Source organism: Streptomyces cinerochromogenes (assembly GCF_014648635.1).
In the GTDB taxonomy this organism is placed as follows: Bacteria; Actinomycetota; Actinomycetes; order Streptomycetales; family Streptomycetaceae; genus Streptomyces; species Streptomyces cinerochromogenes.
The window spans coordinates 34,368-50,179 of the sequence record NZ_BMRM01000023.1 but is presented as its reverse complement, the minus strand read 5'-3'; the positions used below and the strand labels follow the sequence as shown (position 1 = coordinate 50,179).

The following is a 15,812-nucleotide window of genomic DNA, read 5'->3' as shown; positions in this document are numbered from 1 at the left end:
TGCACGGCCTATGGACGAACGATCCGACGCGGCGGAGCCGCCGACGGCGACCCTGGCGAACGGCAGCGCGCAGACGCGGCCACCACACCAGCCACCACACTCACCACCAGCGCAGGCACAGCGGCCGTCGCAGGCACGCGCATCCGGCGCACCGGGACCGTCGGGACCGGGGAGCGGCGCTCACCGGGAGGCCCCGGTGAGCGCCCCGCCCTCGGTGACGACCCCCCTCGACGGAGCGGTGCGCGCACCGCACCCGCACGAGGCGCCGCCGCCCCGCCGACCCGTCGCCGGTGACAGCCGCCGGCTGACGGAGCAACTCGTCCTCGCCCTGGTCTGCGCGGCCTACGCCGTCGGAGCCGCGTGCGACTGGGGTACGCACGAAGTCGCGCTGATCATGGGTGACTTCGGTCTGACGGCCGCCGCGGGCACCGCCGCCGTCTCCTGCTTCCTGTACGCCCGCAGCCGGCGCGTCCGCTTCCGCTCGGCCTGGCTGCTGTTCGCCCTCTCCTCGACCATGGCCGCGCTGGGCAACGCGGTCTGGGGCTGGTACGAGGTGGTGCTGGGCCGGTCCGTGCCCAGCCCCAGCTACGCCGACCTGTTCTTCCTGTGCTTCGCCCCGCCCGCCATCGTCGGCCTGCTGGTGCTCGCCAAACGGCCGGTGACCCGGGCGGGCTGGATCTGCCTGGGCCTGGACGCCTGGCTGATCGGCGGCTCGCTGCTCACCCTCTCCTGGAGCCTCGCCCTCGCCCAGGCGGCCCGCATCGAGGGGTCGAGCGTGGCGCACGCCGCGCTGTCGCTGGCGTACCCGCTGCTCGACATCGCGCTCGTCAGCATGGTCCTGGCGCTGCACTTCCGCCGCGCCCCGGGCAACCGCACGGCGGTCAACACCGCGATCGGCGCGCTCGCGCTCACCGTGATGTGCGACGCCCTGTTCACCTCCCCGCTGCTGCACAGCAGCTACCACTCCGGGCAGCTGCTGGACGCGGGCTGGTTCGCCGGTTCGCTGCTGCTCGCCTACGCCCCCTGGGCCGCCCCCCGGCGCGGCGGCGCGCAGGAGCCACGCGCGGCCGAGGGCCACACGCGCGTGGTGCACGAGCACGTGCCGGGCCAGCGCAGCGCGGGCCACCTCCCGCCGTCGCTGCCTGCGCCGGGCGGCGAGCACAGCCGGTACCCGGCCGGCCGGCCGCTCACCGGCTCCCTCGCCGCCCTCACGCCGTACCTCGCCGCGGCCGTGTGCACCCTGGGCATCCTGTACAACGTTCTCAACGGCCGCAGGCCCGACCACGTGGTGCTGATCACCGCGGGCGCCGTGGTGCTGGCGCTCGTCATCCGGCAGGGCATCATGCTGCTGGACAACATCACCCTCACCCAGGAACTGGCCCAGAAGGAGAACCACTTCCGCTCCCTGGTGCAGGGCTCCAGCGACGTCATCATGATCGCCGCGCCCAACGGCATCCTGCGGTACGTCTCCCCGGCCGCCGCCGGGGTGTACGGCCGGCCCGCCGAGGACCTGGTGGGCACCGAACTGGCCGCGCTCATCCACCCCGAGGACCTGGGCTGCGTGGTGCACGAGGTGCGCCGCTTCCTCGCCGCCAGCCCGCTGGAGGAGCCCACCACCCGCATCGAGTGCCGGTTCCGCTCCGGCGACGGCGGCTGGCTCAACGTCGAGTCGACCGTCAACCGGCACCACGGCGGCCTCATCTTCAACAGCCGGGACGTCACCGAGAGGGTCCGCCTCCAGGCGCAGCTCCAGCACAACGCCGAGCACGACCCCCTGACCGACCTGCCCAACCGCGCGCTGTTCACCCGGCGCGTGCAGCAGGCCCTGTCCGGCCGGCGGGCCACCGACCGGGGCGCCGCCCTGCGCGGTACGGCGGTGCTCTTCATCGACCTGGACGGTTTCAAGGCCGTCAACGACACGATCGGCCACCAGGCCGGGGACGAGCTGCTGATCCAGGCCGCCCGCAGACTCCAGGACGCGGTCCGGCAGGGCGACACCGCCTCCCGGCTGGGCGGCGACGAGTTCGCGGCCCTGATCGTCGGTGACGGCACCCGGGACCGGGCCGCCCGGGAGCGGAACATCCTGGAGCTGGCCGACCGCCTCAGGGGCACCCTCTCCCAGCCGTACGCCATCGACGGCAACGACGTCCGGGTCAACGCCTCCATCGGCGTCGCGTTCGCCGAACCGGGCCTCGGCGCGGGCGAGTTGCTGCGCAACGCCGACCTGGCGATGTACCGCGCGAAGTCGGCCGGAAAGGGCCGGGTCGAGCTGTACAAACCGCAGATGCAGCAGGACGTCGTCCGCAAGGCGGAGCTGGCCACGCGCCTGCGTGCCGCGCTCCACGACGGCGAGTTCGCGCTGCTGCACCAGCCCGTGGTGGGCCTGCAGAACGGCCGGATCACGGCGGTCTCCGCGCAGGCGCGCTGGCGCTCCTCGCAGGGTGTGCTGTTCACCCCGGCCGAGTTCCTGCGAGTGGCCGAGGACGGCGACAAGACCGCCGAGCTGGACCGCTGGATCCTGCAGGAGGCCGTGGAGCAGGCGGCCGAGCGGGCCGCGACCGGGCTCGCCGTACCGGTGGCGGTCCGGATGAGCGCCCGGCGGCTGCTGGACCGCTCGACGCCGCTCGGCTCGGTGGAGGCGCTGCTGACCCGGTACGGGCTGCCGCCCGGGGCGCTGGTCGTCGAGCTGTCCGACACCGATCCCCGGATCTCCCTGGACGAGCTGGAGCGGCGGCTGACCGCCCTCAGCCGGCTCGGGGTGCGGATCGCGCTGGACGGCTTCGGCAGCGGCTACGCGGCCATCACGGCGCTGCGCAGGCTGCCCGTGGACATCCTCAAGCTCGACCGCGGCCTGGTCGAGGGCGTGGTGGAGTCGGCGCGGCTGCACAAGATCACCAGTGGTCTGCTGCGGATCGCCGGCGATCTCGGCCTCCAGTCGGTGGCCGAGGGCGTGGACCTGCCCGAGCAGGTGGTCGCGCTGCGCGCGATGGGCTGCACGCACGGACAGGGCATGGCGTTCGCCGGTCCGCTGGACGAGTACCGGCTGCGCCGGGCGCTCGGATCCGGCCATTATCCGGTGCCGCACGCCCCGGCCGAACCGGCGTTCGCGGGCAAGGGGCCACGGGTGTACACAGGGGGTGTGTCGGCTGTCATCGGAGGCGGGAGTGCCCTTCGTTCACATTCTGAGACGCCCGTCCCACCCACTTGACACGTGGTGCGTGCCGGGGGGAGGGTCAGTCCCATGCGCACCCGAATTCTCGTACTTGGACAGCGCGTCGGCTGAGCTGGGACCCACCGGAGGACGATCCGGAATCCCCAGCGACCTCACCGGCGCGCTCCCCTCGCTTGCCTTCCGGCACGAGGGGTTTTTTGTTGCACGAGTGCCTTTCGTGCAATGCGTGCACTCCGCCCGAACCTCGCAAAAACCCTCAGCATCGAGAAGAGAATGCCGATGACCGAGCAGGCCACCGGGGCCCACCATCCGCAGCCGCGGCCCCGTTCCGGAGGACAGCAGTCCGCCCCCGTCGAGCACGTCACGGGTGCGCAGTCCCTCATCCGCTCCCTCGAGGAGGTCGGCGCGGACACGGTATTCGGCATTCCCGGCGGCGCGATCCTGCCGGCGTACGACCCGCTGATGGACTCCACCCGGGTGCGCCACGTCCTGGTCCGCCACGAGCAGGGCGCCGGCCACGCGGCCACCGGCTATGCGCAGGCCACCGGCAGGGTCGGCGTCTGCATGGCCACCTCCGGGCCGGGCGCCACCAACCTGGTCACGCCGATCGCCGACGCCCACATGGACTCGGTGCCGCTGGTCGCCATCACCGGCCAGGTCGCCTCCAAGGCGATCGGCACGGACGCCTTCCAGGAGGCGGACATCGTCGGCATCACCATGCCGATCACCAAGCACAACTTCCTGGTCACGAAGGCCGAGGACATCCCGCGGGTCATCGCGGAGGCCTTCCACATCGCCTCCACCGGCCGCCCCGGCCCGGTCCTGGTCGACATCGCCAAGGACGCGCTCCAGGCGAAGACCACCTTCACCTGGCCGCCGGTGATGGACCTGCCCGGCTACCGCCCCGTGACCAAGCCGCACGCCAAGCAGATCCGCGAGGCCGCCAAGCTCATCACCGCCGCCCGCCGGCCCGTCCTGTACGTCGGCGGCGGCGTCCTCAAGGCTCAGGCCACGGCCGAGCTGAAGGTCCTCGCCGAGCTGACCGGCGCGCCGGTCACCACCACCCTGATGGCGCTCGGCGCGTTCCCCGACAGCCACCCGCTGCACCTCGGCATGCCCGGCATGCACGGCAGCGTCGCCGCGGTCACCGCGCTGCAGAAGGCCGACCTGATCGTGGCCCTCGGCGCCCGCTTCGACGACCGCGTCACCGGCAAGCTGGACAGCTTCGCCCCCTACGCCAAGATCGTCCACGCGGACATCGACCCGGCCGAGATCGGCAAGAACCGCGCCGCCGACGTCCCGATCGTCGGCGACGCCCGCGAGGTCATCGCCGACCTGGTCCAGGCCGTGCAGAAGGAGCACAGCGAGGGCCACAAGGGCGACTACACCGCCTGGTGGAGCGACCTGAGCCGCTGGCGCGAGACCTACCCGCTCGGCTACGACCAGCCGGAGGACGGCTCGCTCTCCCCGCAGGCGGTCATCGAGCGGATCGGGCAGCTCGCCCCCGAGGGCACGATCTTCGCGGCGGGCGTCGGCCAGCACCAGATGTGGGCCGCGCACTTCATCCAGTACGACAAGCCCGCCACCTGGCTGAACTCCGGCGGCGCCGGGACGATGGGCTACGCGGTCCCGGCCGCGATGGGCGCCAAGGCCGGGCAGCCGCAGCAGACGGTCTGGGCGATCGACGGCGACGGCTGCTTCCAGATGACCAATCAGGAGCTGACCACCTGCGCCCTGAACAACATCCCGATCAAGGTCGCCATCATCAACAACGGCGCCCTCGGGATGGTCCGCCAGTGGCAGACCCTCTTCTACAACCAGCGCTACTCCAACACCGTGCTGCACAGCGGCCCCGACGACGTCAACCCGGAGGCCAAGGGCACGCGGGTGCCGGACTTCGTGAAGCTGTCGGAGGCCATGGGCTGCGTGGGCCTGCGCTGCGAGCGCCCGGAGGACCTGGACAAGGTCATCGCGGAGGCGAACTCCATCAACGACCGCCCGGTCGTCGTCGACTTCATCGTCCACGAGGACGCGATGGTCTGGCCGATGGTCGCCGCCGGCACCTCCAACGACGAGATCATGGCCGCCCGGGACGTCCGCCCCGACTTCGGCGACAACGAAGACGACTGAGCGAGGAAGACCCCTTAGACATGTCCAAGCACACGCTCTCCGTCCTGGTGGAGAACACGCCGGGCATCCTCGCCCGCATCGCCGCCCTGTTCTCCCGGCGGGGCTTCAACATCGACTCGCTCGCGGTCGGCGTCACCGAGCACCCCGACATCTCCCGCATCACCATCGTGGTGGGCGTCGAGGACCTGCCGCTGGAGCAGGTCACCAAGCAGCTCAACAAGCTCGTCAACGTGCTGAAGATCGTGGAACTGGAGCCCGGCCAGGCCGTGCAGCGCGAACTCGTTCTGGTGAAGGTCCGCGCCGACAACGAGACCCGCTCCCAGATCGTGGAGATCGTCCAGCTGTTCCGCGCCAAGACCGTCGACGTCTCCCCGGAGGCCGTGACCATCGAGGCCACCGGGTCCAGCGAGAAGCTGTCCGCCATGCTCAAGATGCTGGAGCCGTACGGCATCAAGGAGCTGGTCCAGTCCGGCACGATCGCGATCGGCCGCGGCGCCCGTTCGATCACGGACCGCTCGCTGCGCGCTCTCGACCGGACGGCGTAAGACTGAGAACGGGCGGCCGGCGAACCACGGCCGCCCGTATGCCGAGACCCCCGAACTTCCTTCCCGCCCGCCGTCATACGGTGGGACGCACCACCTGCACACAAGGAGAGAACCCAAAGTGGCCGAGCTGTTCTACGACGCCGACGCCGACCTGTCCATCATCCAGGGCCGCAAGGTCGCGGTCATCGGCTACGGCAGCCAGGGCCACGCCCACGCCCTGTCGCTGCGTGACTCCGGTGTGGACGTGCGTGTCGGTCTGCACGAGGGCTCCAAGTCCAAGGCCAAGGCCGAGGAGCAGGGCCTGCGCGTGGTGACCCCGGCCGAGGCCGCCGCCGAGGCCGACGTGATCATGATCCTCGTCCCGGACCCGATCCAGGCCCAGGTCTACGAGGAGTCCATCGCCCCGAACCTGAAGGACGGCGACGCGCTGTTCTTCGGCCACGGCTTCAACATCCGCTTCGGCTTCATCAAGCCCCCGGCCGGCGTCGACGTCGCCATGGTCGCCCCGAAGGGCCCGGGCCACCTGGTCCGCCGCCAGTACGAGGAGGGCCGCGGCGTTCCCTGCATCGCCGCCGTCGAGCAGGACGCCTCCGGCAACGCCTTCGCGCTGGCCCTGTCGTACGCCAAGGGCATCGGCGGCACCCGCGCCGGCGTCATCAAGACCACCTTCACCGAGGAGACCGAGACGGACCTCTTCGGCGAGCAGGCCGTCCTGTGCGGTGGCACCGCGGCCCTCGTCAAGGCGGGCTTCGAGACCCTGACCGAGGCCGGCTACCAGCCGGAGATCGCCTACTTCGAGTGCCTGCACGAGCTGAAGCTGATCGTGGACCTCATGTACGAGGGCGGCCTGGAGAAGATGCGCTGGTCGGTCTCCGAGACCGCCGAGTGGGGCGACTACGTCACGGGCCCGCGGATCATCACCGACGCCACCAAGGCCGAGATGAAGAAGGTCCTCGCCGAGATCCAGGACGGCACCTTCGCCAAGAACTGGATGGACGAGTACCACGGTGGTCTGAAGAAGTACAACGAGTACAAGCAGCAGGACTCCGAGCACCTGCTGGAGACCACCGGCAAGGAGCTGCGCAAGCTGATGAGCTGGGTGAACGAGGAGGCGTAAGCCTTCCGACAGGGGCCGGGGCGCACTGCTCCGGCCCCTGTTGTCCACCTCGTCCAGCCCCGGACGGGTGATCCTTCCGCAGAGGCGCAATGCGACCCCCGCCTCAGCACTACACTGCTGCACAACACGCGTCAGGCCCACAGCGTCGTGCGTCTTCCGCGGCTAGCCCCCCTCCTCCGCCTGCGGCCGTCGGGACGGCCGTCCGCATCGCACATGTGAGGACTCACGTGAGCTCGAAACCTGTCGTACTCATCGCTGAAGAGCTGTCGCCCGCCACCGTCGACGCACTCGGTCCGGACTTCGAGATCCGGCACTGCAACGGCGCGGACCGTGGCGAGCTGATTCCGGCGATCGCCGACGTGGACGCGATCCTGATCCGCTCCGCCACCAAGGTCGACGCCGAGGCCATCTCCGCCGCGAAGAAACTCAAGGTCGTCGCCCGGGCCGGTGTCGGCCTGGACAACGTCGACGTCTCCGCCGCCACCAAGGCCGGCGTGATGGTCGTCAACGCCCCCACCTCCAACATCGTGACCGCCGCCGAGCTGGCCTGCGGTCTGATCCTCGCCACCGCCCGCAACATCCCCCAGGCCAACGCCGCGCTCAAGAACGGCGAGTGGAAGCGCAGCAAGTACACGGGCGTCGAGCTGGCCGAGAAGACGCTGGGCGTCGTGGGCCTGGGCCGCATCGGTGCCCTCGTCGCGCAGCGCATGTCCGCCTTCGGCATGAAGGTCGTCGCCTACGACCCCTACGTGCAGCCCGCGCGGGCCGCGCAGATGGGTGTCAAGGTGCTCTCCCTGGACGAGCTGCTGGAGGTCTCCGACTTCATCACCGTCCACCTGCCCAAGACCCCCGAGACCCTCGGCCTCATCGGCGACGAGGCGCTGCGCAAGGTCAAGCCGTCCGTGCGCATCGTCAACGCCGCCCGCGGCGGCATCGTGGACGAGGCGGCGCTGTTCGCGGCGCTGAAGGAGGGCCGGGTCGCCGGCGCCGGCCTCGACGTGTACGCCAAGGAGCCCTGCACCGACTCCCCGCTCTTCGAGCTGGACCAGGTCGTCTGCACTCCGCACCTGGGCGCCTCGACGGACGAGGCGCAGGAGAAGGCCGGCATCGCCGTCGCCAAGTCCGTCCGCCTCGCCCTCGCCGGCGAGCTGGTGCCGGACGCGGTCAACGTGCAGGGCGGTGTCATCGCCGAGGACGTCAAGCCGGGCCTGCCGCTGGCCGAGCGCCTCGGCCGGATCTTCACCGCGCTCGCCGGTGAGGTCGCGGTCCGCCTCGACGTCGAGGTCTACGGCGAGATCACCCAGCACGACGTGAAGGTGCTGGAGCTGTCCGCGCTCAAGGGTGTCTTCGAGGACGTCGTCGACGAGACCGTGTCCTACGTCAACGCCCCGCTGTTCGCGCAGGAGCGCGGGGTCGAGGTCCGCCTCACCACCAGCTCCGAGTCCGCCGACCACCGCAACGTGGTGACCGTGCGCGGCACGCTGGGCACCGGCGAGGAGGTGTCGGTCTCCGGCACGCTGGCCGGCCCGAAGCACGTCCAGAAGATCGTCGCGGTCGGTGACTACGACGTCGACCTGGCCCTCGCCGACCACATGGTCGTCCTGCGCTACGAGGACCGTCCGGGTGTCGTCGGCACCGTCGGCCGCATCCTCGGCGAGGCGGGCATCAACATCGCCGGCATGCAGGTCGCCCGTGCGGCGGTGGGCGGCGAGGCGCTCGCCGTGCTGACCGTGGACGACACGGTGGGCTCCGGCGTCCTGGCCGAGGTCGCCGCCGAGATCGGGGCCACGTCGGCCCGGTCGGTGAACCTGGTCTGACGTTCCTCCCGGCCGCCCGCCCGACTCCGTCGGCGGGAAGGCCGGGGTCTCGTCCGAGAACGCCGGACGGGCCGACTCTCGTCGGCCCGTCCGGCGTTCTCGTCGTTCCCTACTCGCCCCTCACCTCGATCCTCCGCAGCTTCACCCCCGCCAGCACCGCAGCCAGCGCCAGGATCACCGTGCCCGCGATCGCCGCCCCCTGCATCCCGCCGGTGAACGCCTCCCGCGCCGTGGCGAGGAGGGACGCGCCGGCCCGGCCGGGCAGGTGCGCCGCGTCGGCCAGCGCCCCGCCCAGGGTCTCGCGGGACTCCGCCGGCGCCGCGTCCGGCATCGTGTGGCGGTAGAGGGCCGTACCGACCGAGCCCAGGACCGCCATGCCCAGCGCGCCGCCGAACTCGGTGGCGGTCTCCAGGAGGGAGGAGGCGGTGCCCGCCCGCTCCACCGGCGCGCCGCTCATCGCCAGGTCGGTCAGCTGGGACATCACCATGACCGCCCCGCAGGCGAGGACGCCGGCCGCGGTCAGCACCAGCCACAGGGAGTCGGTGCCGGCGAGGGACAGCAGGCCGTAGCCGGCGGCGCTGACCGCGAAGCCGGCGGCGACGACGTACCCGCGGTGGACGCCCCGCTGGACGAGCTGGGCGGTGACGGGGCCCGCGATCCCGATGAGCACCGACGGGAGCAGGCTCCACAGCGCCGCCTCCAGCGGGCTCTTGCCGAGGACCGACTGCAGGTACTGCGTGGTGAAGACGGCCGAGCCCATCATCCCGAAGGCGCAGACCAGGGTCAGCACCAGCGCCGGGGTGAAGCCGTGGCCCCGGAACAGGGCCGGCGGGATCAGCGGGGAGGTGCCGGTGCGCTGACGGTGGGCGAAGAGGACCGCGAAGAGCAGGCCGACGGTGATGCAGAGGACGTACTGCGCGTGCCAGCCCTCGGAGGGGATCTCCTTGAGGCCGTAGACCACGGGGAGCACGGCGGCCAGGGAGAGCGGGACGCTGAGCCAGTCGAAGCGGCCGGGCGCGGGGTTCTTCGACTCGGGCAGCAGCACCGGGCCGAGGACGAGCAGCAGCGCCATCGCGGGCAGGTTGACCAGGAAGACCGAGCCCCACCAGAAGTGCTCGACCAGGACGCCGCTCATCACCGAGCCGAGGGCGATGCCGCCGGTCATCACGCCGGACCAGAGCCCGATCGCCTTGGCCCGCTGGGCCGGGTCGGTGAACATCGTGCGCAGCAGGGCCATCGTGGACGGCATCAGGGTGGCGCCGCCGATGCCGAGGACCGCGCGGGCCGCGATCAGGGTCTCGGCGCTGTCGGCGTAGGCCGCGAGGAGCGACGCCCCGCCGAAGGCCGCGGCCCCCATGAGCAGGAGCCTGCGGCGGCCGATGCGGTCGCCGAGCGAGCCCATCGTCATCAGCAGGCCGGCCAGCACGAAGCCGTAGATGTCGAAGATCCACAGCTGCTGGGTGCCGCTCGGACGCAGGTCGGCGCTGATCGCGGGGGTCGCGAAGTACAGGACCGAGACGTCCATCGAGACCAGCAGAAGCGGCAGCATCAGCACGCCGAACGCGGTCCATGCGCGGCGTCCGGCGCGGACGGGGGTGGCGGTGCTCGTCGGGTTCGTCGTCATGCCGAGGACTGTACGGGCGTCTTAAACGATTGTCTAGAACACTTGTATAGGTCATGCGTCTAGGACGTCTGTATGGATTCTGGGTAGGGTGACGGCATGGGACACCGTGAGGATCTGCTCGAAGGCGCCAAGCGCTGCCTGCTGGAGAAGGGCTTCCTGCGCACCACCGCGCGGGACGTCGTCAAGGAGTCGGGCACCAACCTGGCGTCGATCGGCTACCACTACGGCTCGAAGGACGCGCTGCTGGTGCAGGCGTACATCTCGCTGATCGAGGGCGTGGGGGAGCGGTTCGACCCGGGGCTCGGCGCGGAGGTGACACAGCCCCCGGGCTCGCTGGAACGCTTCCGGGAGGTGTGGGCCGCGGTCATCCGCACGGTGCCCGGGTCCCGGCCGATCTGGCTGCTCAGCTTCGAGCTGATGTTCCAGGACGAGCGGCTGCAGGAGGTGCGCAAACTCCTCGCGGAGGCGCAGCGGGAGGGCCGCGCGGGGCTCGCCGCCATGTTCACCGGCCTCCCGGAGGCGGACCTCGACCCGGAGACGGTCGAGACCGAGGGCCGGCTCTACCAGACCCTCCTCAACGGGCTCATGGTCCAGTGGCTCTTCGACCCGGACTCCGCGACCACCGCCGACCAGCTCACCGAGGGGCTGCGGCGGGTGATCGAGGGCGTCACCGAGGACTGACCAACCCCCCGCGTCCGCCGGACACCGGCCGGTCCCGCACCGCCGGCGCCAGCGCGCCCAGCATCAGCGCGGCCGTCACCACGAACGCCCAGGGATACCCGGTGCGTCCGGCCAGGACACCGAACGCCGCCGCTCCCACGCCCATGCCGGCGTCGTAGGCCAGGTTCCACAGCGCGGTCACCGTGCCGTAGGCGGGGCGGGAGACCCTGCCGTACAGGAGCGCGAGCGTGGCGTTCTGGGTGACCCCGAAGCCCGTGCCGAACACCGCCGCACCGGCGACGACGGCGACCGGAGCGGAGGCCGCGGCGGTGAGCAGCATCCCGGCGGCCGATGCCAGCAGACCGGGCAGCACCAGCCGCCCGGAACCCTTCCGGTCGCCGTACCGGCCGGCCGCCCAGCGGGCCGCGGTGGTGGTGGCGGGCTGCACCAGCAGCGCCACCGGCACCGCCCCCGCCGCCGCGGGCGCCACGGCCAGCGGCAGGAACGTCACCAGGACGCCGGCGGCGAGCGCGGTGGTGCCGAAGACGAGGGAAGGACGGCGCAGCGGCCCCGAGCGCAGGGCGGCGACCATACCGAGGGTCTTCCGCCCGGCGTCCCGGGACACCGCCGGGCCACCCGGCGCGCTGCCGTCGTCCACGGCCTCCCGCAGCCCCGGCACCGTGGGCACCGCGGCCAGCGCCGCCACCCCCGCCGCCACCGCGACCGACGCGAACCCCGCCTGCCCGGACAGCCACAGGCCCAGCGGCAGCGCGGCCAGGGACGGGACGCCTCCGACCACGCCCACCAGCGCGAGGCCCTCGCCCCGGCGCTCGGCCGGAATCAGCGACGCCGTCAGGGCGCCTCCCGCGACGATCGTCAGCGCGAATCCCAGGCCGCGCACCAGACACACCGTCAGGATCCAGGCCGGCGCGGCGGAGAGGGGCAGCAGCAGGGCGGGCGCGCCCAGCAGGAACAGCCCGGTCGCCAGCGGCCCCCGGGTGCCGTACCGGGCGGTGATCCGCGGCGCGGCCAGTTCGCCCAGCACCGTGGTCAGCATCAACGCGCCCGTGGCGAGACCCGCCCCGCCCCGGCCGGCGTGCGCGGGCACCGCGGACAGCAGCAGGTAGAAGCTCACCGAGGCGCCGACCATGCTCACGAACCGCAGGGCGAGGGCGCGGGTCAGCAGGGGCGGCCGCACGGCCGAAGTCGCCTCGTGGGACAGGGAGTTCGTCATGCGGCCGACGCTAGGCGGCGACCGGACCCCCGGTAAGCTCCAATTCCATGCCTGTGCAGTGGGCCGGTCTGTCCCCCGAGTTGTTGCTGACCGTCGATCGCGGCAGTGGCGAACAGCTGCGCGCCCAGCTGGAACGGCAGCTGAGGGACGCGATCCGCAGCGGCCGGCTCCGGCCCGGCGAACGGCTGCCCTCCTCCCGCGAACTCGCCCGCGCCCTCGGTCTCTCCCGCGGTCTGGTCCAGGACGCCTACGCCCAGCTGCGGGCCGAGGGATACCTGGTCACCCGCGTCGGCTCGGCCACCCGCGTGGCCCCCTCCGCGCCCACGCCGCCCGCCGCCGCACCGCCGCCCACACCCCCCGGGGCGGCGCCGCGCCTCGTCGCCGACTTCCGGCACGGCGTCCCCGACCTGGCCTCCTTCCCGCGCGGCGACTGGCTGTGGGCGGTCCGGGAAGCCGCCCGGACCATGCCGACCGCGGACCTCGACTACGGCGACCCGCGCGGCAGCCGGGCGCTGCGCGAGATCGTCGCCGCCTATCTGCGCCGGGTCCGCGCCGCCGCCGCCGACCCCGCGCACACGGTCGTCGTCTCCGGCTACGCACAGGGCCTCGCCCTCGCCTTCCAGGTCCTGGCCCGGACCGGAGCGCGCGCCGTCGCCCACGAGGAGCCCGGCGCCCCGGCCACCGTGACGGCGGCCGCCCGCGCCGCGGGCCTGAGCGCGGTCCCGGTCCCGGTCGACGCGGACGGCCTCGACGTGACGGCGCTGGAGGCGACCGGGGCCACAGCCGTGGTCGTCACACCGGCCCACCAGTGGCCGACGGGGGTGGCGCTGGCACCGGCCCGCCGCCGCGCCCTGGCCGCGTGGGCGCTGCGCCGGGGCGGCGTCGTCATCGAGGACGACTACGACGCCGAGTTCCGCTACGACAGGGAGCCGGTCGGCGCGCTCCAGGGCCTCGCACCGGACCGGGTGATCTCGATCGGCACGGTCAGCAAGTCCCTGGCCCCCGCCCTGCGCATCGGCTGGCTGCTCAGCCCGCCCGCGCTCACCCCCCGACTGGTGGAGGCGAAGCGGATCGCCGACCGCGGCACGCCCACCCTCGACCAGCTGGCGCTCGCCCTGCTCATCGAGTCCGGCCGCTACGACCGCCACCTGCGCCGCATGCGCACCGCCTACGCGGCCCGCCGCGCCACCCTGGTCGCGGCCCTCGCCGAGCACGCCCCACGGGTACGGCTGACCGGGCTCGCCGCCGGCTTCCACGCGGTGGCCCACCTCCCGGACGGGGTGGAGGAGGACACGGTGATCGGCGAGGCCCTCGCCCGCGGAGTCGGGCTGTACGGCATGAGCGCCTGCCGTTCCCTGCCGGCGGCCGGCCCGGCACGCCTCGTCCTGGGCTTCGGTGACGTACCCGAGCGCGCGATCGCGGAGGGGATCGCCCGGGTCGGGAACCTCCTCGGCTGACCCCGCACCGGCATGCGCCGCCCGCCGCCCGCCGCCGGGTGCGGACCGGGGACCTGCCCGGCCGACCCCGCGCCGGCATGCGGCGCCGCCCCCAGGTCCGGGTGGGGACCTGCCCGGCTGACCCCGCCGCGGCGTGCGGCCTCCACCCCCGGGTCCGCCTCCCGCCCCGATTGCGGACGGCCGCCCGGCGCAGAACAGTGCTCCCATGGGCCGGACCGCACGCCTGGGACGCGGGTCGCGATGCCCGTAGCGGACGCGGGCACGGCGGTGCTGATCGTCGGCGGCGGGCCGGTCGGGCTCACCGCCCGGGCCCTGCTGGCCCGCTGGGGCGTGCCGAGCCTGCTGGTCGAGAAGCACGGCGAGCTGTCGCCCTTCCCCCGCTCCCGGCTGGTCAACGTGCGCTCGATGGAGATCTTCCGGCTGCTCGGACTCGACGGCCCGATCGCCGCCCGCGCGTTCGCCCCGGAGTACGGCCGGGTCCGCTTCCGCGACACCCTGTGCGCCCCCGACGTCGCCACGGCGGCGATGACCGGGGTACGCGCACCGGTCCCGGAGAGCCCGGTGACCGGTGTGGTCACCTCGCAGGACCGGCTGGAGCCGACCCTGCTCGGCGCGACGCAGACGCCGGTGAGGTTCGGGACCGAACTCGTCGGGCTGACCGAGGACCCCGACGGGGTCGTGGCCCTGCTCGCCGACCACCGCGGCGGCGCCGGGGAACGCGTCCGGGCCCGGTACGTCCTCGCGGCCGACGGCGCGCACTCCACCGTCCGGCGACTGCTGGGCATCGGCACCACCGGGCCGGGGGCGCTGGGCGGCTTCACCACCGTCGTCTTCGACGCCGACCTCCGCCGCTGGTGCGCCCGGCGGCCCGCAGGGGTCTACTTCACCGCGCACGGCTCCTTCCTCCCGCTCTATCCCGAGGGCGGCTGGGCCTGGTTCGGCCCCACGCCCCAGGACCCCGCGCACACCGACTGGTACGGCGTCCTCGCGCGCGGTCTCGGGCCCGGCACCGGCATCCGGGCCGAGGTGCGGCGCGTCCAGCACTGGGTGATGCACGCGTTCGTCGCCGACCGCTTCCGCCGGGGCCGGGTGCTGCTGGCCGGTGACGCCGTGCACGCCGTGCCGATCGTCGGCGGGCTCGGCATGAACGCGGGCGTCGCCGATGTGCACAACCTCTGCTGGAAACTGGCCGGCGTGCTCCACGGCTGGGCGGACCCGCGCCTGCTGGAGAGTTACGGGACGGAACGCGGCCCCGTCGCCCACGCGACGCTCCGCCAGGCGGTGGCCAACGCGGAACTGGCGGGCCGGGTGCTGCTGGTCGGTGACGCCGTGCACGCCGTGCCGATCGTCGGCGGGCTCGGCATGAACGCGGGCGTCGCCGATGTGCACAACCTCTGCTGGAAACTGGCCGGCGTGCTCCACGGCTGGGCGGACCCGCGCCTGCTGGAGAGTTACGGGACGGAACGCGGCCCCGTCGCCCACGCGACGCTCCGCCAGGCGGTGGCCAACGCGGAGCTGGCGGGCCGGGTGCTGCACCGGCGCCGGGAACGGCTCCGCACCGGCGCGGCGACCTCCGCGCCGGCCGAGATCCCGTGGTCCGAGCGCTTCTCCGGCCAACTGGGCCTGGTCCTCGGCGTCACCTACCGCTCCGCCGCCGTCCTCTCCGGCGACGGCACCCCGGCCGAGCCGCCGGACCCCGGCACGGACTACGTCCCCACCGCCGAGCCCGGCCGCCGTGTGCCGCATCTCCGGCTCGGCCGCGACCGTTCCACGCTCGACGCCTGCGGCGAGTGGTTCACCCTGCTCGCCCCGGACCCCGCCGCCTGGGTACCGCCACCCGGCACTCCCTGGCCGCTGCGCGTCGAGCCCCTCGCCTCCGAACACGCCGACGCCTGCGGTCTCGCCCCGGACGGCGCGCTGCTCCTGCGCCCCGACGGCCACATCGCCGCCCGCTGGCCCACGCGCCCGCCCGCCGACGCCGGGCTCCGGCACGCCCTCACCGCGATCACCGGCACCGCCACCGGCACCGGCAGCCGGCCCGTCGGACGGTGAGCCG

10 protein-coding genes are annotated in these 15,812 nt (G+C 73.2%); 8 read left to right on the top strand and 2 right to left on the bottom strand.

The features are described from left to right. The first annotated feature begins 10 nt into the window (after positions 1–10). The 5 genes from IEZ20_RS34015 (at position 11) to serA (ending at position 8,781) form a co-directional block, all read left to right on the top strand. A complete protein-coding gene (locus IEZ20_RS34015; protein WP_373304023.1) occupies positions 11–3,208 on the top strand; it encodes a putative bifunctional diguanylate cyclase/phosphodiesterase in 3,198 nt (1,065 codons plus the stop codon). Between the two features lie 243 nt (positions 3,209–3,451). Continuing rightward, positions 3,452–5,302 carry an acetolactate synthase large subunit gene (locus IEZ20_RS34010; RefSeq protein ID WP_189305902.1) on the top strand — a complete coding sequence of 617 codons (1,851 nt, stop codon included), beginning with the start codon at positions 3,452–3,454 and terminating at the stop codon, positions 5,300–5,302. 20 nt (positions 5,303–5,322) lie between these two features. Next, positions 5,323–5,847, top strand: coding sequence for an acetolactate synthase small subunit (gene ilvN / locus IEZ20_RS34005; RefSeq protein ID WP_030654216.1), 525 nt, complete (start codon positions 5,323–5,325; stop codon positions 5,845–5,847). A gap of 118 nt (positions 5,848–5,965) precedes the next feature. Further along, a complete protein-coding gene (gene ilvC, locus IEZ20_RS34000) occupies positions 5,966–6,964 on the top strand; it encodes a ketol-acid reductoisomerase (protein ID WP_059252752.1) in 999 nt (332 codons plus the stop codon). Between the two features lie 227 nt (positions 6,965–7,191). Next, the gene (serA, locus tag IEZ20_RS33995; protein ID WP_189305900.1) at positions 7,192–8,781 is read left to right on the top strand and encodes a phosphoglycerate dehydrogenase; all 1,590 of its coding nucleotides are present in this window, start codon (positions 7,192–7,194) and stop codon (positions 8,779–8,781) included. 109 nt (positions 8,782–8,890) lie between these two features. On the opposite strand, the gene IEZ20_RS33990 is transcribed toward serA, so the two are convergent. After that, the gene (locus tag IEZ20_RS33990) at positions 8,891–10,405 is read right to left on the bottom strand and encodes an MFS transporter (protein ID WP_189305898.1); all 1,515 of its coding nucleotides are present in this window, start codon (positions 10,403–10,405) and stop codon (positions 8,891–8,893) included. A 96-nt stretch (positions 10,406–10,501) separates the two neighbouring features. Between IEZ20_RS33990 and IEZ20_RS33985 the strand changes: the two genes are divergently transcribed. Next, complete coding sequence (locus IEZ20_RS33985; RefSeq protein ID WP_189305896.1) at positions 10,502–11,086, top strand: TetR/AcrR family transcriptional regulator; 585 nt, start codon at positions 10,502–10,504, stop codon at positions 11,084–11,086. Here IEZ20_RS33985 and IEZ20_RS33980 read toward each other — a convergent pair. Further along, positions 11,073–12,299 carry an MFS transporter gene (locus IEZ20_RS33980; protein ID WP_189305894.1) on the bottom strand — a complete coding sequence of 409 codons (1,227 nt, stop codon included), beginning with the start codon at positions 12,297–12,299 and terminating at the stop codon, positions 11,073–11,075. The genes IEZ20_RS33985 and IEZ20_RS33980 overlap by 14 nt on opposite strands. Positions 12,300–12,346: 47 nt before the next feature. On the opposite strand from IEZ20_RS33980, the gene pdxR reads away from it, so the two are divergent. Continuing rightward, the gene (gene pdxR, locus IEZ20_RS33975; RefSeq protein WP_189305892.1) at positions 12,347–13,756 is read left to right on the top strand and encodes a MocR-like pyridoxine biosynthesis transcription factor PdxR; all 1,410 of its coding nucleotides are present in this window, start codon (positions 12,347–12,349) and stop codon (positions 13,754–13,756) included. Between the two features lie 240 nt (positions 13,757–13,996). Further along, positions 13,997–15,808, top strand: coding sequence for an FAD-dependent monooxygenase (locus IEZ20_RS33970; protein WP_189305890.1), 1,812 nt, complete (start codon positions 13,997–13,999; stop codon positions 15,806–15,808). Positions 15,809–15,812: the final 4 nt, after the last annotated feature.